General features: G+C 40.7%; 21 protein-coding genes. 8 read left to right on the top strand and 13 right to left on the bottom strand.

What is annotated here, in order from left to right; all coding sequences use genetic code 11:
* Positions 1 to 133 precede the first annotated feature (133 nt).
* From AC0L7T_RS03190 to AC0L7T_RS03155, 8 genes are all read left to right on the top strand, one after another.
* Positions 134 to 2,332 (top strand): heavy metal translocating P-type ATPase, encoded by a 2,199-nt coding sequence (locus AC0L7T_RS03190; RefSeq protein ID WP_473341023.1) that lies wholly within the window; start codon positions 134 to 136, stop codon positions 2,330 to 2,332.
* Between the two features lie 119 nt (positions 2,333 to 2,451).
* On the top strand, positions 2,452 to 2,658 hold the full coding sequence (locus AC0L7T_RS03185) for a heavy metal transport/detoxification protein (RefSeq protein WP_473341022.1): 207 nt from the start codon (positions 2,452 to 2,454) through the stop codon (positions 2,656 to 2,658).
* 50 nt (positions 2,659 to 2,708) lie between these two features.
* Positions 2,709 to 3,953: a M16 family metallopeptidase gene (locus AC0L7T_RS03180; protein ID WP_473341021.1), complete on the top strand. Its 1,245-nt coding sequence runs from the start codon at positions 2,709 to 2,711 to the stop codon at positions 3,951 to 3,953.
* 34 nt (positions 3,954 to 3,987) lie between these two features.
* Positions 3,988 to 4,467: a 2-C-methyl-D-erythritol 2,4-cyclodiphosphate synthase gene (ispF, locus tag AC0L7T_RS03175; RefSeq protein ID WP_473341020.1), complete on the top strand. Its 480-nt coding sequence runs from the start codon at positions 3,988 to 3,990 to the stop codon at positions 4,465 to 4,467.
* Positions 4,468 to 4,482: 15 nt separating this feature from the next.
* Complete coding sequence (gene mnmC2, locus AC0L7T_RS03170; protein WP_473341019.1) at positions 4,483 to 5,172, top strand: tRNA (5-methylaminomethyl-2-thiouridine)(34)-methyltransferase MnmC2; 690 nt, start codon at positions 4,483 to 4,485, stop codon at positions 5,170 to 5,172.
* Positions 5,157 to 5,702 (top strand): hypothetical protein, encoded by a 546-nt coding sequence (locus tag AC0L7T_RS03165; RefSeq protein ID WP_473341018.1) that lies wholly within the window; start codon positions 5,157 to 5,159, stop codon positions 5,700 to 5,702. Before mnmC2 ends, AC0L7T_RS03165 begins: the two co-directional genes overlap by 16 nt.
* Positions 5,703 to 6,020: 318 nt before the next feature.
* Positions 6,021 to 7,226, top strand: a complete 1,206-nt coding sequence (locus tag AC0L7T_RS03160; protein ID WP_473341017.1) for an FG-GAP repeat domain-containing protein — start codon at positions 6,021 to 6,023, stop codon at positions 7,224 to 7,226.
* A gap of 103 nt (positions 7,227 to 7,329) precedes the next feature.
* The gene (locus AC0L7T_RS03155) at positions 7,330 to 8,226 is read left to right on the top strand and encodes a TIM barrel protein (protein WP_473341016.1); all 897 of its coding nucleotides are present in this window, start codon (positions 7,330 to 7,332) and stop codon (positions 8,224 to 8,226) included.
* Between the two features lie 44 nt (positions 8,227 to 8,270).
* Here the strand turns inward: AC0L7T_RS03155 and AC0L7T_RS03150 are convergent, their stop codons facing one another.
* From AC0L7T_RS03150 to AC0L7T_RS03090, 13 genes are all read right to left on the bottom strand, one after another.
* Entirely contained in the window at positions 8,271 to 9,266 is a 996-nt protein-coding gene (locus tag AC0L7T_RS03150; protein ID WP_473343343.1) for an adenosine kinase, read from the bottom strand.
* 61 nt (positions 9,267 to 9,327) lie between these two features.
* Positions 9,328 to 9,705: a transmembrane 220 family protein gene (locus tag AC0L7T_RS03145; protein WP_473341015.1), complete on the bottom strand. Its 378-nt coding sequence runs from the start codon at positions 9,703 to 9,705 to the stop codon at positions 9,328 to 9,330.
* Between the two features lie 46 nt (positions 9,706 to 9,751).
* Entirely contained in the window at positions 9,752 to 11,125 is a 1,374-nt protein-coding gene (locus AC0L7T_RS03140; protein WP_473341014.1) for an alkaline phosphatase family protein, read from the bottom strand.
* Positions 11,122 to 12,330, bottom strand: coding sequence for a metabolite traffic protein EboE (eboE, locus tag AC0L7T_RS03135; RefSeq protein WP_473341013.1), 1,209 nt, complete (start codon positions 12,328 to 12,330; stop codon positions 11,122 to 11,124). The genes AC0L7T_RS03140 and eboE overlap by 4 nt, the downstream gene beginning before the upstream one ends.
* Positions 12,331 to 12,363: 33 nt before the next feature.
* Positions 12,364 to 13,524 carry a 3-dehydroquinate synthase gene (locus tag AC0L7T_RS03130; RefSeq protein ID WP_473341012.1) on the bottom strand — a complete coding sequence of 387 codons (1,161 nt, stop codon included), beginning with the start codon at positions 13,522 to 13,524 and terminating at the stop codon, positions 12,364 to 12,366.
* Positions 13,525 to 13,594: 70 nt separating this feature from the next.
* Positions 13,595 to 14,494 carry a UbiA-like protein EboC gene (gene eboC, locus AC0L7T_RS03125; RefSeq protein ID WP_473341011.1) on the bottom strand — a complete coding sequence of 300 codons (900 nt, stop codon included), beginning with the start codon at positions 14,492 to 14,494 and terminating at the stop codon, positions 13,595 to 13,597.
* An 8-nt stretch (positions 14,495 to 14,502) separates the two neighbouring features.
* Positions 14,503 to 15,414, bottom strand: coding sequence for a TatD family hydrolase (locus AC0L7T_RS03120; protein ID WP_473341010.1), 912 nt, complete (start codon positions 15,412 to 15,414; stop codon positions 14,503 to 14,505).
* Between the two features lie 105 nt (positions 15,415 to 15,519).
* The gene (locus tag AC0L7T_RS03115) at positions 15,520 to 16,407 is read right to left on the bottom strand and encodes an EboA domain-containing protein (RefSeq protein WP_473341009.1); all 888 of its coding nucleotides are present in this window, start codon (positions 16,405 to 16,407) and stop codon (positions 15,520 to 15,522) included.
* A gap of 292 nt (positions 16,408 to 16,699) precedes the next feature.
* On the bottom strand, positions 16,700 to 17,860 hold the full coding sequence (locus tag AC0L7T_RS03110; protein WP_473341008.1) for a Gfo/Idh/MocA family protein: 1,161 nt from the start codon (positions 17,858 to 17,860) through the stop codon (positions 16,700 to 16,702).
* 52 nt (positions 17,861 to 17,912) lie between these two features.
* On the bottom strand, positions 17,913 to 18,944 hold the full coding sequence (locus tag AC0L7T_RS03105; protein ID WP_473341007.1) for a sugar phosphate isomerase/epimerase family protein: 1,032 nt from the start codon (positions 18,942 to 18,944) through the stop codon (positions 17,913 to 17,915).
* Positions 18,945 to 19,112: 168 nt separating this feature from the next.
* Positions 19,113 to 20,318: a class I mannose-6-phosphate isomerase gene (locus AC0L7T_RS03100; protein ID WP_473341006.1), complete on the bottom strand. Its 1,206-nt coding sequence runs from the start codon at positions 20,316 to 20,318 to the stop codon at positions 19,113 to 19,115.
* 29 nt (positions 20,319 to 20,347) lie between these two features.
* Positions 20,348 to 21,415, bottom strand: a complete 1,068-nt coding sequence (locus tag AC0L7T_RS03095; RefSeq protein ID WP_473341005.1) for an aldose 1-epimerase family protein — start codon at positions 21,413 to 21,415, stop codon at positions 20,348 to 20,350.
* A 109-nt stretch (positions 21,416 to 21,524) separates the two neighbouring features.
* On the bottom strand, positions 21,525 to 22,322 hold the full coding sequence (locus tag AC0L7T_RS03090; RefSeq protein ID WP_473341004.1) for a 3-keto-disaccharide hydrolase: 798 nt from the start codon (positions 22,320 to 22,322) through the stop codon (positions 21,525 to 21,527).
* Positions 22,323 to 22,400 lie beyond the last annotated feature (78 nt).

The raw sequence follows: 22,400 nt of genomic DNA, 5'->3' as shown, positions 1-22,400 counted from the left end.
ACGGCTAAACAGCAGGTAAAGTTCAACAATTCTACCTACAAATCAGGAAACATGTTATACATTTTTTCAATAATTCTGTAACAACAATCTCCCATCCAGTTCGTAATTTTGAAGAATAAACAAGCATACGATCATGAGCAAATCTATCGAAGTACCGATTTCCGGAATGAGTTGCGCGGCATGTGCCGTAAGTGTAGAGTCCATGCTTAAAGAAACCAAAGGCATCAAATCAGCAAGTGTCAACTATGCAACCCAGTCAGCTATAATTTCCCTTGAAAAAGAAGGAATGGATCTTACTGAAGCCAAAAAGAACATTCAATCGATTGGATACGATTTATTAATAGATATAAATAACCAGGAAGACCTGGATGCTGTAAAAGCAGCTGAGTTGGCTCAATTGAAAAAGAACACTTTATATGCGGGTATTTTAGCTTTGCCTGTATTTTTAATTGGCATGATTTGGATGGATATTCCTTATGCCAATGTAATCATGTGGGCGCTGACTACACCCATTCTAGCAATATTTGGAAGGGCTTTTTTCATTAATGCCTACAAACAAACCAAGGTAGGGAATGCCAATATGGACACCCTGGTAGCCCTAAGTACAGGCGTTGCTTATGTTTACAGCACCTTTAACACCTTTTTTCCCCATTGGCTGGCATCAAGAGGGATAACCCCACATGTCTATTTTGAAGCTGCAGCAGTTATTATTTTCTTTATTCTATTGGGCAGGCTTATGGAATCCAGGGCTAAAGCAGGCACTTCAGAAGCCTTAAAAAACCTAATTGGCCTTCAGCCCACAGACCTAACGGTGATTCGTAACGGTGAATCTTTCCAAATGGCCGTCGCCGATGTTCAAACTGGCGAGACCATTCTCGTAAAACCAGGCCAGAAAATACCATTGGATGGCACGCTCACCCAAGGACAGTCATTTGTGGACGAGAGCATGCTTACCGGAGAACCCATAGCCATAGAGAAAAGCAAGGGAGACACCGTATATGCAGGCACCATCAATCAAGCAGGAAGCTTTCAATTTAAATCAAATAAAAGGAACTCAGAAACTTTGCTTTCTAGTATAATCGCCCGAGTGAAACAAGCTCAGGGATCTAAAGCTCCCATACAAAAAACGGTAGATAAAGTGACCGGAATATTTGTGCCCTCAGTTTTGGCCATTGCTCTGGTTACTTTTATTGTATGGTCTTTTAGCGGAACAGATGATGCCGGTTTGAGAGGAATGCTCTCTGCTATTACAGTATTGGTTATCGCATGCCCTTGCGCCCTAGGCCTTGCCACTCCAACGGCGATTATGGTAGGAATCGGCAAAGCTGCTTCGAAGGGAATCCTAATTAAAGATGCTGAAAGCCTTGAAACAGGAAAAAAAATTGATACCCTGATTATGGATAAAACCGGTACAATCACCGAAGGAAAACCGGGTGTTAAAAAAGCGCTTTGGAAAGCTGGCTTAGATTTTAAACCCATGACGCCTGTTTTCTGTGCCTTGGAAGAAAAAAGTGAGCACCCATTGGCTGCAGCAATAACAGAGCATTTTGCGCACGAGAAATTACCAATTGACCTATTGGAATTCGACACCCTTACGGGGAAAGGAGTTATGGGCAAGTACGATGGCAAACAATACTATATCGGGAATTTAAAATGGCTCCGATCAATGAATATCGCCATCGATGAAGACTTGTCTCAAGCTGCAGACAAAATGCTTGACTATGGGGACATTGTGGTTTACCTGGCGGAAGAAAAACAGCTGGTAGGTATTATTGGCATTGCTGATAAAATCAGAGAAACTTCAAAAACGGCCATAACGAAATTACAAAAAATGGGCATTTCGGTGCACATGCTGACAGGTGATCAAGAAAAGACTGCTGCCGCTATTGCGGGAAAAGTAGGCATCACTCATTTCCAAAGTGGGATGTTACCACAAGACAAAGGAGAACACATAAAAGATTTGCAGCAGAAAGGGCATAAGGTAGCCATGACCGGTGATGGGATCAATGATAGCGAAGCCCTTGTTTTAGCGGACTTGGGGATCGCCATGGGAGCTGGGACAGACATTGCCATGGAAACGGCCCAAGTCACTTTGATGCATTCAGATCTTATGGCCATTCCGGAATTATTGAAGTTGAGTAAAAACACGGTTGCCACCATCAGGCAAAACTTATTTTGGGCATTCATTTACAACATCATTGGTATCCCCATCGCAGCTGGCATATTGTATCCCATATCAGGCTTTTTGTTGAACCCTATGATCGCTGGCTCAGCGATGGCACTGAGTTCCTTGTCAGTGGTAGGGAATAGTCTTAGACTAAAATACACCTAGGCAGATTTAAAGTGAAAAGGATTCTTTAGCCTTTCGAGGCTTATATAAAATGATGGCTCCAAATAAAAACATAGGCTTGCCATCATGTAGAATGAAACAAAAAACTAACCAACTCAAAAATGGCACAACAAATCAAGCTTAAAACAAATGTAAAATGTGGCGCATGTGTAACGGCCATCACTCCGGCAATGAATGCTTTAAATGCAAACCATTGGGAGGTAGACTTAAAATCTCCCGACAGAATACTGACTGTAGAAGGAGAAGCCGCTGAAGCAGAAATAATGGCTGCATTGGAAAAATCCGGTTATAAGGGAGAATCTATTTGAATGAAAGAAGGCAGGATAGGTAGAAATTTTATTACTTTTGCCTCAATTCTATGATTAAACACAAATCTTTTATACTGGACAATGGCCTTCAAGTAATGGTCCACGAGGACCATTCTTCAGAAATGGCTGTTGTCAATCTATTGTACAAGGTAGGCTCAAGAAATGAGGTGGCCGGTAAAACAGGGCTGGCCCATTACTTTGAACACCTTATGTTTTCGGGCACTAAACATATCCCCGAATTTGACAGCGCTATAGAGCGGGTGGGGGGTGAATGCAATGCTTTCACCAATACCGACATCACCAACTTTTACATCACGCTGCCGGCCATCAATCTGGACACCGCACTTTGGCTGGAAGCCGACCGAATGCAATTCCTCAACCTTAAGGAAAAACCAATCAATACCCAGAAACAGGTCGTAATCGAGGAATTCAAACAACGTTACCTGAATCAACCTTATGGAGATGCTATGCATCATGTCAGGCAATTGGCTTTTACCAAGCATCCTTACCGTTGGCCAACCATCGGTGAAAAAATTGAAGACATTGAGAAATTTGACAGGGATGAATTATTGGCTTTCTATGAGCAAAATTATGCGCCGGATAATGCCGTCCTCTGTATTGCAGGCAAGGTAAACTTCGAGGAAGTGAAAGCCAGGGTACATCATTGGTTCGATGATATTCCCAAAGGAAAACATAAAACCAAATCTATTGTTGCAGAGCCAATCCAGGAAACAATAAGGCGCAAGCAAGTATTCTCTAATATACCTACTGAAGCATTGTACAAGGTATACAAGATACCAGGAAGGCTTGAAAACAATTACCTGACTTGCGACCTGATCTCAGACGTTTTGGGTTTTGGAAGATCAGCCTACCTGGAACAAAAACTGATTAAAAATTCCTCTCTATTTGCCAATTGCCAATCTTATGTACTGGGAAATATCGACCCTGGTCTATTGGTCATCACAGGGAAAATGGAAAAAGGAATCACAGCTGAGGAAGCTGAAGCTGAGTTGGATAGCACCTTGGAAACCTTTAAAGCAGTCCCAATTGCACAGCAAAACCTTCAGAAAATAAAAAACCAAGCTCAAGCAATGCAAACCTACGAATCAGTCTCCTTGCTAGGAAGAGCAATGAAACTTGCATACTACGCTTATCTGGGAGATACTCAACTGATGAAAAAGGAATTCGAGCGAAAAATGGCTATTTCAGTAGAAGAAATTCAACAGGCCACAAGCACCTATCTCAACCAGGATCTTGCTTCCGTAATTTATTATAAATGCTCACCTAAAAAATGATCCATTTAATTGATAAAACATTAACACATTAATTATGAGCGCGTTTCGTATAGGATTCGGATATGATGTTCACCAATTGAAAGAAGGTGAAGAATTTTGGTTAGGTGGAATAATAATCCCACATAGCAAAGGAGCTGTAGGTCATTCTGATGCTGATGTTCTGATACATGTAATTTGTGATGCACTTCTGGGAGCTGCCAACTTAAGGGATATTGGCTACCATTTTTCTGATCAAGACCCTCAATTTAAAGGAATTGACAGTAAAATATTGCTAAAGCAAGTAATGGATCTTATAAAAGAAAACGGTTATCAAATAGGAAACCTGGACGTCACCATTTGCCTGCAGCAACCTAAAATCAATCCGCATATCCCTGCCATGAAAACCTGCCTCGCCGAAGTGATGCAAGTCGATGAAAATAAATTGTCTTTAAAGGCTACAACCACCGAGCGGTTAGGATTTGTAGGCCGTGAAGAAGGCGTTTCTGCTTATTGTGTAGCATTGATCCACCAATAATACCACACACTAACCATGGAAAAACAAGCCCCCAGAATAATAACCACGGAAGACGGATCACACTCTGTCTACCTTCCCGAAATCAATGAAAGTTACCATTCTTCAGATGGTGCTTTCAAAGAATCCATCCATGTGTACTTATTGTATGGGCTGGAGGCCTGGTATGCAAGAAATCGAGGAAAATTCCCTATCAGAATCTTTGAAGTAGGTTTTGGTACTGGGCTTAATGCCTGGCTGACACTAATCTGGGCAGAGCAGAACCAGGTGCCGGTACTTTACCATACGATCGAACCCTACCCGCTTGAAAAAGACATTTATGAGGCGCTGAATTTCACCCAAATGGATGAAACATTGACCCATTTTAATGGCTATTTTAAGCGTCTTCACCAGATGGAATGGGACAAGGGAATGCCAATGACGGACTATTTCAATATTAAAAAAGAAAAAACCACCTTGCAAGAGGTCCAACTTTATCCTACAGACCTGGTATTTTTTGACGCATTTTCTCCAAAAAAACAACCTGAGCTATGGGAAATGGCCATCTTGGAGAAAATTGAGAAGGTTATGAATCCTTCAGCAGCTTTTGTCACCTATAGCGCTGCTGCCAACCTCAAAAAAAACCTACAATCTCTTAACCTGACCCTGGACGAGGTACCAGGACCTCTGGGTAAGAAAGAAATGACCAGGGCATGGAAAAAAAACTAATGCCACCAGTCATTCACCTCATATTTGTTTTTTCATTGTTTACCATTCTCTTTGGTTGCAATCTCAAGAGCGAAAAACAAGTGTCCATAAACAATAAGTCCAACGGTCCAGAACCAAACAATTCAAGCCTTGAACCAGAAACACCAGCAGATGGTTTTCACACCTTAGTAAATGGGGATAGTATTATCCAACGTATATTTTTGGATGGGAAACTCCATTTTGAGCGTTTGTCAATTGAAGGCCAGCAGGTTTACAATCACCTGTATCCGGAGATTAGTGATTCCTTTCTCTTTGAAGACAAATATTACCTTAAATTAAGCTACCCGATTCCATTCAGTGGTACAATAAAAACAACCATCCCAGATTCCCCAGACTATGTGCTTACCCCGATAGGTGAAGACATCCTACAAGTGGTGGTTTATAATGCTCTTGATCTCAAAGTTATAAATTTTAAATTCGACTATATCCCCTCTGAAAATGACAGCTTGATTGGCTCCGCATATCCTTTTAAATATGTAGCTTATAATTGAAGAATATTAGCCTTCACAGCAAATTGGAACATAAAAACGCTAAAATTCATCGTTTTACAGATCAAATTTGTTAATATTAGTCAGCCTTTTCATTCTTAACTGGAATTCGATGAAATTGATAATTGACGATCTGTAGCTAATTCCTTACCTCTGGATTTCCCTTCCAATGTGGACAGTTTGGGTTTAATATTTCAGTTCGCATTCTTATGGAAATAAGTGCAACTCAACAATCATTTAGACGAAGGATGCAATGGGATTTTCTGACCTTTCTCAGGTAGTTTCATCCGGCATATATGATGAATGACAAATTAAAACAAGATGAAAAACAACCTTATAATTCAGGCAAGCACGGCTTTATTTTTCTTTACAATGCTGTCTGTCAAGGCTCAATCACCCTCCTTTGCTAAGCCTATAGATGTCAGTGAAGGTTCCGTTTCTGGAGTAAGTGCATTGGATGTCGCAGATTTGAATGAAGATGGGCGATTGGATGTAGTGGTGCTAGAAGGAGGTGTTCACGCAGACGATCGTTTTACCCTAGCCTGGTTTGAGCAAACTAAAAAAGGAGAATGGGAAAGGCATGATTTCAATATCCCTGTAGAATTTGATGATTTCATTGGCTCTGCGCGATGTGCAGACATGGACAATGATGGAGACATTGACTTGGTATTTAGCAATGATGGTCATTCCACAGGCCCTATCAATGTCTATCTTCTAAAAAACCCAGGAAAAAGAAAGGTTTACAAGCAATGGGAGCCTATTCAAATTTCGAGTATTGAAGGTTTTCATGCCAATGACATGCGATTGGCAGACATGGATCTGAATGGTAAAAAAGATGTGGTAATACGTCATAAAAATCCGGAATCTTTAAAGATCATTTTCCAGAATGAAAAAGAAGACTGGCAAACCAAGACAGTCTATGAAGGCCAGGCAGGTGAAGGGCTGGCTGTTGGCGACATCAACTCGGATGGAATACCGGACATCACCATGACTGGACATTGGTTTAAGGCACCTAAAGACCCTAAAAATGGCCAATTTATAAGATTTGATATAGAAGCGGGTTTCAAGGTAGTGAATAAAGCGACCAAGGAAGAAGTTGGCGACATTAATAATGATGGCAGACCGGATGTTTTATTATCCCCTGCTGAACATTTTAAGAAATACGGAGGGGACAATTACGATCTTGCCTGGTATGAATGTCCAGAAAATCCAGAAGCAGTAACCGAATGGAAAAAGCATGTGGTAAAATCAGATTATAACAAAGCGCATTGTGCAAAACTTGCTGATATGGACAATGATGGAGATTTGGATATCATATCTGCTGTGGCTTGGGACAATCGGGAAATCAGAATATATATCAATGAAAATGGTGTGTTTAAAGAATCCATTTTAGTTGCCGAAGGTAAAGGCATTTACTCAGGGACAATAGCAGATATGGATGGGGATGGGGATTTGGATATTGTAGGGGAGGATAAATACGCTGCGGATGCCAAACCATGGTTGTTTAGAAATTTGCTTATTAAATGATCCAACTCTTCCACCCGACTAAAACCGTACATTTAGGTTATAGGACCATTGTACATGCGATTGTAGAAAATACACTTCCATCTATTTCTTAATTAACCCGCCCATGAAAAGGAGAAAATTTGTCGCCCATACGGTACTTTCAGCAGCTGCTATTGCAGGTATGCCCTACGCCAGCCTTGCTACCCCTCGAAAGGACAAGATGGATCGCATTGGCTTAACGACGGTTGTCTTCCGAAATCGTTTTGAAGCAACCAAGCCGAAGAATCAAGTTTTGGAGAATGAATTGACCCTATTAGGTACTCCTGAATATTTTGTTGACCGGTTTAAGGTACATAATGTTGAAATGTGGACGCCCCATTTTGAATCAACTAGTAAGAATTATTTGAAGGATTTAAAAAAGTCCCTAAAAAAGGAGCGATGTAAATTAATAAACCTGCAATCTGAAGGAAAATTCGATCCATCCGACCCACTGGAAGAAAATCGGTTAAAAGCAGTAGTAGAAGTTAAAAACTGGGTGAATGTTGCCAAATCACTTCAATGCGAGGCAGTACGGGTAAAGTCAATGAAAAAATCTTATTCCAAGGCTGTTCTTTCTCTCAATGAAATAACTAAATACGCCAATTCTAAAGGGATAGCAATATTAATTGAGAACCATAATGATTTGTTTTCAGACTATAAGCAACACACCAGCATAATTAAAGATGTGCCTATAGACAACATAGGCCTTTTGGCCGATTTCGGAAACTATCCCACCAATCAGCTCATGTTCGATTCGCTAAAACACATTGCGCCATTCACCAGGTTGGTCTCAGCTAAAGCAAAGGACTTCTCAGATAAAATGGAACACATCACCTACGACTTCCAGAAATGCATTCGCATTTTTGAAGAAAGTGGGTACCAAGGCATCTATTCTTGTGAACAATGGGGAAAAGCCAATCCCAATTATGACTATGAAAAAATTACGGATTGGATGATTGAGCACATAAAAGAAAGCATCTAAAACCTTTCAATCTTAGGGGTTTTAGATGCTTCCGATACTATTTTTTAAGGCTGAAGTCTGGTCAAAACAGCTTTTGCTTCTTCCCAGGTAAGTCTTGGCCCAAATTGGCTAACGATCTTTGAAGAAGCCATACTGGCCAATTTACCGCTGGAGGCATAAGAATGCCCGTTGGTAATGCCATACATAAAAGCACCAGCAAACATATCACCAGCACCATTGGTATCAACGGCTACAGTAGGGTAAGGGGCAATATCTATAAAAGTGTCCCCATCATATATCAACGCTCCATTATTCCCCTGGGTAATGACAAAATGCTTGGCCAATTTTTTCATGGCCTCACTGGCTTCAGACAAATTGTCTTTTCCTGTATAGAGCATGGCTTCTTCCTCATTTGCAAAAAGCATGTCCACTCCAGAGCCGATTACTTCTTTAAAACCATCACCAAAATATTTGACCATGGCTGGATCAGAAAAAGTTAGCGCCACTTTTACATCATTTGCTTCTGCAATTTTTTTAGCGGCCAACATGGCTTCTCTGGCATTGGGCGAAGTGATAAGGTATCCTTCAATGTATAAATACTTTGAGGCTTTTATCGCTTCCTCATTAAGTTGTGAAGTAGAAAATTGCTCGGTAATCCCCAGAAAAGTATTCATCGTTCGTTCCGCATCCGCAGTTACCATCACGAGACACTTTCCGGTAATTCCTTCTTCTAGCTTAAAAGGATCGAGGTTGTGATTGACGCCAGATTCTCTTAAGTCATCTGTGAAAAATTTTCCCAATTCGTCGTTCGCAACCTTGCAACAATAGTAAGATTTTCCTCCAAATTGACTTACGGCTATTATGGAATTTGCAGCTGAGCCTCCACATTGTAATTTTGATGTTTTGGTGTTAATTGCTGACATCAACTCACCTTGGCGCTCTTCATCAACCAAAGTCATTAACCCTTTTTCAATACCATATTTATCCAAAAAGGCATCACTAACCTCAAATTCTATATCTACCAGAGCATTTCCTATGCCCGTAACATCGTACTTTTTCATCATGTTGAATACACTATTGTTTCAGCCAGAAGTTGGCCATTTGAATAATAATTGATTAATCTTAATCCTTTAATTTTAGACTTCTCCCTTTGATGGCTTCTAATGCAAATACCATGGAACAGATAACTAAACCAAAAAACTCTCTGTTGATTTCCATGGCGTTTGTTTTCATCGAAAGGTCTTTTTGCTGCCACTCTTGCCCCACCCATCCAAAGATATTTTCAGGCCAAAAAAAGATGGATGCTATTAGGTAAGTAAAAGTAAGTATTACCAATAGATTCACATTAAACTTACCAAAAAAGGCAAATCCTGCCGTAGTAGCCGCTATCAGGTAAATAGGAATCCACCACTGTGGGTCTGGATCATTGATCTGCCAATAACTGAATAACAGAAATATTATTGACCAGCTTCCAAAGAAATACTTCCAGGGTTTACTCATAACACTTCTAAATTAATATTAATAAGTAGAAAATAACAGTATCAGGTCATTTTCTATTAACAACATCATAAATAATGGAATAAACAGCGGTTGGATCAACGTTTCCTTCTCCTTTATCCCTTTTTGTTCTGATCATAACAGGCCAGTCTTCCTCACTTTCAGGAATCCTCCCATGTGAGCCTTTGACCAGGTCAGCTTTTAAAGGAATAACATCCATCAGGTACCTAAAACCCAATTTCTTTTTCAACAGGGTCCACCCCAATTTTCCTTTCAGAAATTTAATGTCCGGATTGGCAAACATCTCTACAGGATCATACCCAGGTTTGCGGTGTATGTCCACCGTTCTGGCATAATCTGGAGCTACCTTATCGTCCAGCCAATAATAATAGGTAAACCAGGAATCCTTATCTGCCACAGCCACCAAATCACCAGTCCTTTCATGGTTCAATTTGAAATCATTTTGCTCTTCCTTGTCCAATACCTTATCCACCCCAGGTAAAGCGGCAATAATATTCTTAACTTCAGCTAAATCCTTGTCATCTTTGACGTAAATGTGTGCCAGTTGATGGTCTACAACTGCAAAAGCACGACTTGTGCCTGCATCAAGTGTTTCCAATCCCAACTCATCTTTCACTTCAATAAATCCAGCTTTTCTCAAAGCCCTATTGATATGGATTGGTTGGTTCACAGAAGTAATGCCATACTCAGACAGTAAAATCACCTCTGCCCCTTTGTCTTCATAATAAGTAATCAGGCGCTCACATAAAGCATCCACTTCATTCAAGCTTTTACTTATCTTATCAAAATCAATCCCAAATTTCTGCAGGGCATAATCCAAATGGGGTAGGTAAATCAAAGTCAAAGTTGGATCATGCCATTCGTCTACTTTCATAGAAGCTTCTGCTATCCACTTACTTGAAGCAATATTGGCATTGGGCCCCCAAAAAGAGAACAAGGGGAATTGACCCAATTCCTTTTGCAGGCGGTCTCTTAAGCCCATTGGCTGACTGTGAATATCAGGCAACTTTCTACCATCAGAAGGGTACAATGGCCTTGGTGTCACAGCATAGTCTACTGAAGAGTACATATTGTACCACCAAAACATATTGGAACAAGTGAATTCAGGATTTTCCGCCTTTAATGCGTCCCAAATTTTGGAAGACTGAACCAGGTGATTGGACTGTCTCCAGAATTTTATTTCACATTCATCTTTAAAATACCAGCCATTGCCAACGATTCCATTCTCCTCAGGCCATTTGCCTGTAAGGTATACTGACTGAGAAGAACAAGTAACTGCCGGTAGTACAGGTTGGATTGCTGAAGTTTGTCGTTTTTCACTCCACTTTTTTAAAAATGGAGTATGCGCTCCTATTACTCTTTGAGAAAGCGCCACTATATCCAATACAACCGTCTTTTTCATTCAATATGGTTTTTTACCCAGTTCAGTTCTCTTGCAATAGATTGATCCAAAGACAAATGGATGTCCTCAGGCAAAACCTCCCATGTATAGGTTTCTACCTCCAGATGACTGGTCAATTTTCGCTCTCCGTTCAATTTCAAGACGTTTAAAATATCTTCTTGGGTAGATTGTAAATGTCCATATGTAGCCAAAAACAAAGGCACATGAAAATGAACGCGCCATTCAAGTTCAACCGTGGTGGCCAAATCCAGAAGCGCATCCGGAAGATCTGGATAAGCATGCAAAGTATTGTCTTCCAATCTGCCAATTACCTGATGAAGATAAGTCGATTCTACAAATGGCAGCAGGGCTTTTTCTACTGGCTTTCTTTGGCTTACTTCCAATGGGATATTGGCTTTTAAAGCTGCGCTCAGTTGAAATTTCCCAATCTTAATGCCTTCTTTTTGAAAAGTATCCAGGACTGCCTCATGGTTTTCATAACCTACCGCAAAATGGCAAACGTCATAACAAACCCTAACGTGCTCTTTGATCAATGATTCGGCAACCTCTTCTGAGACGCCAAATTTTCCCACCATGATCGGTATGCCCATAGGAATTAGCCAATCCTTGTAAAAACTTATCATTCCTGAGGAGTTTTCAATGACTCCATCAGGTTCTGGTTCAATGTCCAGGTGAAGGTCTAAATTCTGATCCAGTTTTAATTGGTATAGATATTCCACTACCTCCATAATATGCGAACAAGATTGTTCCATCAACTGCTTCATGTCTGTTGAGGTCTTGTGCCAGTATTTATAGCTTAGTGGAGAAGTGGAGATACCTGCGTCCATGTCGGTGGGCATTATAGCCGCCAAAATGGTAAATAGTCTCAGGGTGTATTCTTTCCTGGCATCGGTGCTCCAATCAGGGAAATGGACTTCATCCTTTACTACCTGTCTGTGAAACCCCCCAAAAGGAAAACCATTGAACGTAAAAACATAACAGTTATTGGCTGTTAGCCAGGATTTGAATTCTGCTAATCTCGCAGGTTTAATCAATTCTCTACTTGCCTCATCCGAAACTCTCAAACCTATTGCGAAAGCCTTGTCAACATACAATTCTCCTTTTATCTTCGGGATGTATTCTTTGAGGTTGTCAAAGGTAGCTTCCCAACTTTCTCCTGGATGAATATTGGTACAGTAAGTTAAATGAAACTCGGCTACTTGCATATGCTGGAGGGCTATTTAATCAATAAGCCTTGATCAGGCCTTTTGATGTTCAAGTTGTAAATTTTTTAATTTTTCTATTGCTTCTATGATTAAAGCAGTGTCCATGTCGTGTACTTCAATGCCATGTCCAATTTTATCTAGAAGCATGATGGTCAGCTCTCCACCTAAATGTTCTCTAAACTCTTCAAGTCCTTGAAGCAATACCTCTCCAGACAGTTCTGGTAGGTACAAATCAAAGCCCAAATGAGTTATCACTTTTAACACTCGATTTAATTCATTCTCAGAAAGTATCCCTGATAGAAAAGAATAGGTGGTATCCAGGGCAATCCCTATGGCCACAGCCTCACCATGTCTAATTCTATAGTCTGTAAGGTGCTCTAATTTATGTGCTGCCCAATGTCCAAAATCCAACGGTCTGGAAGAGCCACTTTCAAAGGCATCCCCGGAAGCGATATGGTCCATATGCATTTGTGCACAGCGATAAATTAATTCTTCCATTGCAGGATTCCTCTTATCGAGAAGGTCGTCTACCTGCCCTTCTATCCATACGAAGAAAGAGGCATCCTTGATAAGCGCCACTTTTAAAGCTTCAGATATACCAGATCTCCAATCTCTGGGCGCCAGTGTTTGTAAGAAATCACTGTCATTGATAACCGCATAAGGAGGTGAAAATGTGCCTAAGTAATTCTTTTTACCATAGGCATTGATGCCATTTTTTACCCCTATACCTGAATCATTCTGGGATAGGACTGTGGTTGGAATCCGGATATGTCTGATCCCTCTATGGGCGATGGCAGCTGCAAAACCAACCATATCCAATAGGGCACCACCACCAAGACCTACAATATAAGAATGCCTATCAATACCGTATTCGTCGGTAGCTTTAAGTATTTCTTGAAAGTATTGTTGGTTGTTTTTCACCTGCTCGCCACCTGGGATTACCAATGGGCCTGCACATAGCATAAAAAACGCACTATTTCTCTCAGCATAGTTCTTTATTTCCGTGATCAGATCAGGGTGGGTGTCTACCACTCCCCCATCTAAAACAAAATAAACTTTAGGGATTTTATGCCCACTTACCAAGTCTGCAAAAAGATTATTATTCAATGAAAACAATGCTTTTGTAAAAAACACTTGATAACTGAAAGGAACACTGAAAACTTGTTCTATTGATTTATGCGCCACTCTATTCATTTTATTTATGATTGTCCCTAAGAACCATTTGCTTCATAATATATAAGTAATCTAACCCTTTTTTGGTTCACTAGGTAACCGCAAAACTCTTGGCCAATTGCAAAGATAACGGTAATAATAGTAAAATAACCAATCCTACTATCCAACCCGCAAAAGCGGCTGCTATTGTTGCATTTACAATAATTAAAGCCAACACTGCTGCTTTTACAGACCTACCAATTAATGACGGCTCCTTATATTTCAATGCTTTAACCAATGGTGGAAAAATAAAATAGCTTAGTAAGGCCAGAAATGGCAGGCTTTCCCACCAATTTTCGATATTCATATAGGCCAATAAGAAAATGGATACGACTATAATCCCATATATCACCAATCCTGCTTTAAGCGCAGTAGTATTCTTTCCGTGAACTTCTCCACGACTCACCATCGTAATGGCCGATACATAAAGCAAAGGTATAAGTCCGATGTACCAATAGGTTTCTACGGCACCTTCTATCAAGCTCATCCCTAGTAGCAAGTTGCCTGCTCGGCATAGCCCCATATTTATCGGGCCAAAAACATTCTGGTGTTTTCCCCAGGCATCATACAAAACCGCGAGTGAACCCACGGATAAAGCAATAAGGGCAGAAAAACCACTTACTTGCCAAGCTGCCAATACACCTATCAATAGCAATAAAAACGCCATAATCCCAGCACTCTTGATAGTTGCCTGACCACTCGGGATGGGGCGCTCAGGTCTTTCAACCCTATCCAATTCCGCATCAAAGACATCATTAAAGGCAACCCCTCCACCATATAGGCCTATGGTAGACAGTACCAGCCAACCAATAGACTTCAAAATTGTGACGTCCATTTCTTGTAATAAGAGGTAAACTGCTCCTGAAATGGCAGCACCCGCTAAAATGTCCGCAATTGCGGTGACAATGTTGGCAGGTCTGGTGAGTCTGATGTGCGCAATAATAGATGACATCTGTGGATTTAATTCTCTATAATATTGGAGGAATCATTTTCTATACGAGGGTTTTGGCCACCTCTCAATACAGTGTTTCCCCCCATTTTTTTGGTTTGATCGATTGGCTCTTTTTCCAACCAATCCTTTTCATCCATCTGTCCGCTTTGCCCGTAGGCTTTAAGGGCATTTCCATAACAAGTCATAATTATATGCTCCTCAGGAATTCCTCTTTCTCGCATCAGGTTTGCCGTTTTGGGAACCGCCAGAGGGTCACTTATGCCCCAGTCCGCTGCACTATCTACAATGATACGTTCAGGACCATATTGACGAACGATGTCAACCATTCGTTCGCTTCCCATTTTGGTATGGGGGTAAATTGTAAATGCTGCCCAATAACCTCTGTCAAGCACATCCTTTACCGTTTCCTCATTGTTATGGTCAACAATGACCATCCCAGGAGCCAGACCATGCTCTTCACTTACATCCATGCTTCGGATGGTGCCTTTCTTCTTGTCTCTATGGGGGGTATGGATCATTACTGGCAAGTCTACTTCTTTCGCAAGCTCCAATTGTAGGCGATAAAACCTGTCCTCAGCTTCGGTCTGATCATCATAACCAATCTCTCCGATGGCAACTACGCCTTCTTTGCTTACATAAAGAGGAAGGAGTTCCATTACCTCCTCTGCCAAGGCTACATTATTGGCCTCCCGGGAATTGAGTCCCATGGTGCAATAATGCACTATCCCAAATTGTTTGGCTCGGAAACGTTCCCAGCCAACAAGACTACTAAAATAATCCTGAAAACTACCAACTTTAGTTCTAGCTTGCCCTAACCAAAATGCAGGCTCAATTACAGCTACAATTCCAGCTTTTTGCATGGCTTCATAATCATCAGTAGTCCTGGAAGTAACATGTATATGTGGATCTATGTACATCATAACGCTTCAAATTTATATGCTAACCTATGTTAAATTAAATGCAAATCATAACGATAACAAATGAACGGGGAATTTCAAGTGAAAACGGCAAACTTTTACAATGAATTAATTTTTTGCTTCATAATCTTTGCCAATTTGCTCCCAACTTATTTCTCCTTTCTCTATTTTATTTTTAATTTCCGGATGTTTATCCAAAAGCCCTTTGGCGGCAATGTTGTCACTGTGATAGCAGGTCAATCCTACTGCATATTTTTCTAGATCATCTCCATTTTTCCAAACCTTTTCCAGAAGGCCAACAATTTCTTCATCAACAAAAGGAATGACAAACCGCCACAATTCCGGAACTACATTCCTGTTGGCCGACCAGCGTTCATGAACGTAATCAACCAAAGTTTTGGCCAGGCTACTATTCAACCGTTGATCAATACCAATAATCTGATAGAGGGGGCGTTGCATAAAAATGGCCTTCAAGACCATCTGGTTCCATGCTTGCTCTACCAGATAATCTGCCGGATAAGGATTGTTTAAAGCTATGGCATCAAAAACCGAGGTCATATTACTCCTAAGTCCCTCGGCCGCACGCTTCACAAACTTTTCCGGGAAAGGATAAATGGGCAAGGCAGCATACAATGCCTCTTGCTCATGAATGTCTGCTGATTCAAAAAGCTTTTCCATATCTCCGAGCCATTTCTCACTGTCCTCAGACAGTGCTTCCAATACCAGTATGGCCCTTGCCGTTTGCAGGTTAGTCCAATTTTGTGGAGAGAAACCCGTTCTGATTTTCTCTGCATCTAGTAAGTCTTGATTTGATAAGTTTAATGGACTTTTGGAAAAATGACGGGATGCCTGACTAAAGGATAAAAATAGCTTCATTGAGCCCTTATCCGCTTTAATCTTGCCTACCTGAAGTTCCAACCAAATCATACCCTCGGAGGCTGCTGTCGCCTCTAAGCTTCTTTTTAGAAATCTTATGGTGGATGAAATATCTTTCATACTTTTCGGCTTTTTGTTCAATACAAATATAACACTTATTCCATTCCAGTTTTTTGAACATGAGCACAATCATAAACGAAAAACAGGATCTTTTACCCTTCTTAAGGAATTACCTGATTGAACACCTTAATCTGGTAAAAAACTTTTCCAATAACAGGCTGAAATATCGGGATCTCCGAAAGGTTTGGAAAGAACTTGTCGCCTTTATCACCTTTTGAGTAAAAAAAGCCAAGTCATTACAAAACTGTATGACTTGGCTTTTAATTAATGCATTAAATGTTCCCTTTCAGGGTTATTCTATCCAATCAACGCCTGTATCTTTCCAGCTCCTGGATTTGGCAGAGTCCAGAACAGCTTCACAGACCTTTTGGGTTTCATACGCATCTCTAAATGTTGGGCGACAAGGCTCATCTCCTTCAAGGCTCTTGAAGAAATCTGCTACTTGATGAATAAATGAATGTTCATAACCTATACTTGTTCCAGGTATCCACCAGCGATCCATATAAGGTTGGTCCCCTTCTGTGACATGAATGGAACGCCAACCTCTTACCTGAGGCTCATCGTTGTGATCAAAATATTCCAATCTATTCAAGTCGTGTAAATCCCATCGAATGGAGGCATGTTCACCATTGATTTCGAAAGTGTAAAGGGCTTTATGGCCTCTCGCATAACGCGTCGCTTCAAAAAGACCCAGTGAGCCATTGGCAAAATGACAATGGAATGCACAAGCATCATCTATTTCAACCTTCTGTTTTTCACCGCTTCCCTGGTGTACCCTTTCCTTGATAAAGGTCTCGGTCATGGCAGAAACATCTTTGATTCCTCCATTAAGCCACATGGCAGTATCTATACAGTGAGCCAAAAGATCACCTGTCACTCCTGATCCGGCAGCAGCTGCATCCAGTCTCCAAAGTGCATCTCCACCTTGTGGCAAATCAGGACTTATCGTCCAATCCTGAAGGAAGTTGGCCCGATAATGGAAGATCTTACCTAATTTTCCGGAATCAATTATTTGTTTTGCCAAGGTTACCGCAGGAACTCTTCTGTAATTGTACCATACGGTATTTCTTACACCTGTTTCTTCGACAACTTTCACCATTTCTTCCGCTTCTTCGATGGTTCTGGAAAGCGGTTTTTCACAAAGAATCATTTTCCCAGCTTTGGCAGCAGCGATGGCTATTTCAGCATGGGTATTGTTAGGAGTACAGATATCAATGGCATCTATATCATCCCTTTCAATCATCTTTTTCCAATCCGTTTCATAAGAAGCATATCCCCATTGCTCGGCAAAATCTTTGATCTTGTCTTCCCTTCTTGAGCAAGCTGCTTGTAAAACTGGTCGGTACTCGTATTCAGGAAAAAAATCTCCCAATCTTTTATATCCGTTGGTATGGATTCTGCCCATAAGGCCCGTACCAATCAATCCTATTCTTATTTTCTTTTTTTCTGACATGTTTTATTATTTTGGTTGCTAATCAATTGCTGGTGAAATAAGGAGCTTCACACTACTCTTTCCAGCCATGTTTCTCTCTGACAGAAATCATTGCTGCCAGTATATTGTTCCAGGTACTCCCTTCATTCATTACTTGATTTGGGAACATACAACCATCCCAGCAAATGTGTTTGAAGGCTTTGGTCAATTCGCCTTTTTCATCACGTAACCAATATCCAGCATCTTCAGCAATATCCAATTTTCCGTTAGGATCATTGGCCAGGCAATGTCTACCTGTTTTGTCGTGCGAACCAGATCCAAAAACGGTAGCATCATTTTGAGCGACATGGAAATCAATTGTCCATGGTCTTAATGCATCTGTCATTTCTTTTAAAGCTGCTTTCCAAACCGATTTGTCTTTCCAGTCATATCCTTCTGGAAGCAATCTATGTTCGGGGTAATTGTATCCCAACGTATACAATAAGGTGTGGGCCATATCAGCCTGAAAACCAAGGAAAGGGCTATTTACAGACTCAAGTGTTTCAAGCATGGTTTTCCAACTTTGCATACCACCCCAGCAAATCTCACCTTCTGCAGCAAGTTTTTCGCCATAACCTTCAGCAATTTTCGCGGCCTCTTTCAGGGTTTCAACAATTATTTTCTGGCTTCCTTTTGGATCTTTTGCCCATACCTCTGGACTACTCGCAGTGTCTATCCTGACAATACCATTTGGTCTTACGCCTATCTCTCTTAATTTTTTGGCAAGCTTACAAGATTTTTCAAGCATGTCCAGGTAAACAACCCTGTCTTCTTTGGTGCCCAGAATAGGACCTCCCCAGATAGGTGCTACCACACTTCCTATTTCTAGCCCAAGGGATGAAACCTTGTCCGCTAATTTTTTAACACCATCATCATTCATGTCCAAATCGACATGAGGATCAAAAAGCCCTATATCCACCCCATCAAACTTCACACCATTCACTTCGGCATTTGCGGTGTTTTGTAACATCTCATCAAAAGAAATGATAGGCTCAGAATCAGGACCTTTCCCTACTATTCCAGGCCATGTTGCATTATGTAACTTTGGAAAATTATTTTGGGACATAATTTTATATGGTTAGCAATGAATAATTAATTTAAATCACAATAAAAAATTGAAACCTTAAGATGAAAATTAAACTTAAAGTTTAACCTTTTATATTTTCACTTCAATTTAATAAATAACTATTGGAATACCATTCTCACAAGGTTTCCAATAGTTATCTTTTTGCTTCTAAATCTTCAAATCAGGGTTTTTAGGGCCGAAATGTTTCAACATCACTATAGGATCAGTTTTCGACTGATTGGTGATTTTAACGCCTTCTTTTGCTGCTTTTTCAGTAACAAAATATTCGTCATGAGTCAATTGACCATAACGAATCAAAGAAGGTGTTTCTATATCCCATGCACCCATGGTACCATGACCCTGCATCATGATCATACCATAAGCAGCATTGTCTTTTATAACTACTGTTTGTCCTGGAAGGACGGTCAATTCTTTGGCACTAAATGCCTCTGAACGGTAACAAATCCAATTTTCAACATACCCAGCTGCTTCCATTTCTGCCGCATCTGAAACAGGAACAGGAGCCATAAAGCGGGTTTCCAATATATTAGGATCCACATTCAAATCCCAATCTATCACTTCCATCAATTGATCATAATCTCCGATTCTTTCTTTAGGAGTTCCCTTCCAAAGTAATTCTTCAGGAATAATGGCTTCATTAACCAGAGACTGGTACATAGCGAAAACGTCAGAGGCTTTCTGAGGCTCATAAGTACACATACTTCCAGGTGCGTGTAACATTCCCGGAGGAACATCCCAACCAGTTCCAGGATCAAGTTTGAAAGCCTGAGAAAAACTGGTGATTTTATTGTCTCCTTTGTTGAAGTTCTTGAGACATTCCTTGATTTGTTCTTTGGAAGTCCCCGGTGCTATACCAAAAAAGGTATAAGGGAAATCACCTCCATGGTTATTCAATTGAGGAGGAAAGTAATAGGCTTCCGGCTTGCCTTTCATTCCGATTTTGGCAGCATGCTCATCATTGTGATGAATGTGGTGAGGCAGTGGTCCCATATTGTCAAAAAACTTTGAATACATTGGCCAGCTTTCGTATTCATCCCAAATTCTGTCGCCAATAATTTCGCCTTTCAGCTCATCGATAACATCTTTCAGTAAAATTTGCTCTTCTTTTCCATCTTCTCCTAAGACCACTTTACTCAAGCCTTCATGCTCTCCAGTAAGTGGACCGTTTTCGGCAGGGCAGGTAGATGAAAACCATCTTTCATCGATACCTCCTCTTTCTCCACCCAAAACATAATAATCATCAGGATGAAGTTTTATTCTTCTTCCGGGTACACAAAAAGATCTGGGTACCCATGTAGGGGCCAGACGCAAAATCCCCTGTCCTTCTTCTAATGCTTTTTTTGCCAAACTCATAGGTTCTATTTTGATTTATTGTTAATATATTACTTGTTAATCTCTACAAATGACTGTATTTTCTTCTTATTTGTCAAGACATCAAATACCAATTCATATTGTCTCTTTTCTCCAGGCTTCAATAGGATAAGTGTGCCGTCTTCTCTGGCCTGGGCTTGACCATTTGGTGGGTTGGTTCCTGGCTCTAATGCTGTTACATACTCATTCTCTCCCCAATGCTGCCAGTTGATCAACCAGGGCAATTGTTTTTTATCAAAGGTCATCCTAAACGCAAAACCTAAGGATGGATTATACAATCCGGCCCTGCATCTGTCGTCTAACTCGGGGGTAGGCTTGATAAAAGCCACATCTTCTCCAAAGCCACTGTGCTCAGGCATGGGGGCAGGACAGGATTTAAAATCATTGTCTTTATTAAAAATCCGATTTTTGGGATCACCATCCCTGGCTTCCCAGGTTCCATTCCAAAGTATTTGAGTCCCTTCATCTACCAGCGGCCATCCAAAATTAACATGATACAGCAGCATATGAGGTGCTTCAACATTGGAAATGTTGGTGACTTCATCTGATATTTTAAGATAGGGTTGACCCAAAATTCCTGAAATGGTCCTTTTCAATAAAAGGTTAGGTCCGAAAACACTACACTCTCTTATTAAACCGGTTATGTGCATTTCCAGGTCACCGGTTTGAATATCTGGTTGCTTCATCGCTATGATTTCAGCAGGGCTATTGGAAATTCGACCGTGTAAGCCTCTCTTTCCATGTGCATCATTTTCCGGGCCTCCTACATGCGAAAGCCCACAAGTAGTAAGTAATCCTCCACCAAAAGTACTCAACCAGTCTATTCCATCCGAAGTAAATGGTGTTGGCGGAGTAATGCCTACATGACTGATCCAAGACAGCCCATGCCCAGCAAATTGGGCGGAGGAGATGTCCATGGCTCTGTCCAAAACAAGCTGATAACGAAAACCTGCACCTGTATCAATATTGGCGATTCTTACCCCTTTTCCAGTTCCATTGTCCAGTATTGATGTCTCAATACCTCCGATTTGTCGCACATTACCTACTTTCCCTCTCCAGCGCTGATTTTTTGCATCCATAGTTTTGCAAGCTTAATTACTCTATAATAGTTGTTCCTGAATGAGATGCTACCCTGATTTTTTCCGGATAGTTTAAGGACAAAGAAGTCCTGTCAGAAATCGCAGCAAATTAAAGATTTTTCAAATAGATATTGCGATAGGCGACCTGCATAGGAGGTCCTACATGAACCTGCATTCCCAAATAACCTTTAGAAGAACTGTTGGCAGGATCTTCATCTGTTACATCACTCATCAAGGTGCCATTGATGTAGTGTTGCAAGCGATTTCCTTTTGCTACAATCCGTATTTCGTTCCAATCATTTGATTTTACCACTTTTCGCATTTCATCGCGATCACCTAGTTCTTCCACTACTTCAAGTCCCAACCAAGCATTCTTTTCTACATTTGCCCTAAGGTCACCTTCTTTTTCTTGTGGATTGATTTTGGTTTTCTGCCCTATATAAGCAAGCGTAGTTCTTTTCCTTTCTTCGTAATTTTGGCCAGTGTAATTGTTTTTGCCATCAATATCTGCTTGATATCCTTTTAAAGCATGTTCCAGCCCCTCTACTTCATCACTTCTGTAATTCACCCCTGAGTTACCAGCCTCTGTGATTTTAAATTCAGCTTTAAATTCAAAATCTGCTGGCTGTCCTCCTTGATAAACTATAAAATGGTTTCTATCCAATTTGGTGGCTTCGGTGATTTCACCTACTATAGCTCCGTTCTCTACTCTCCAGTAAGTGGCATCTCCATCCCAACCATTGAGCGTTTCTCCATCAAAAATCTTTTCAAAACCATCATTAGAATCCACTACAATGGCAACTTCATCTTGGGCTGTTGCTGCCTCATCCTTTTGCTGACCTGAACCACAGGAAAAAGTCAGTGATGAAATGGCAACCAGTGAAGTTATTTTAAATATATTTTTCATTTGGTGCTGATTTAGGTTGAAAATTTTCAGGCCAAACAATAGTTGTCTGGCCTGAAAAGCATTTATCATTTATTGTTA

It is taken from the genome of Cyclobacterium sp. 10D3-21 (assembly GCF_055809755.1).
The sequence above is the reverse complement of the archived record's forward strand: the minus strand, read 5'-3'. Positions and strand labels throughout refer to the sequence as shown.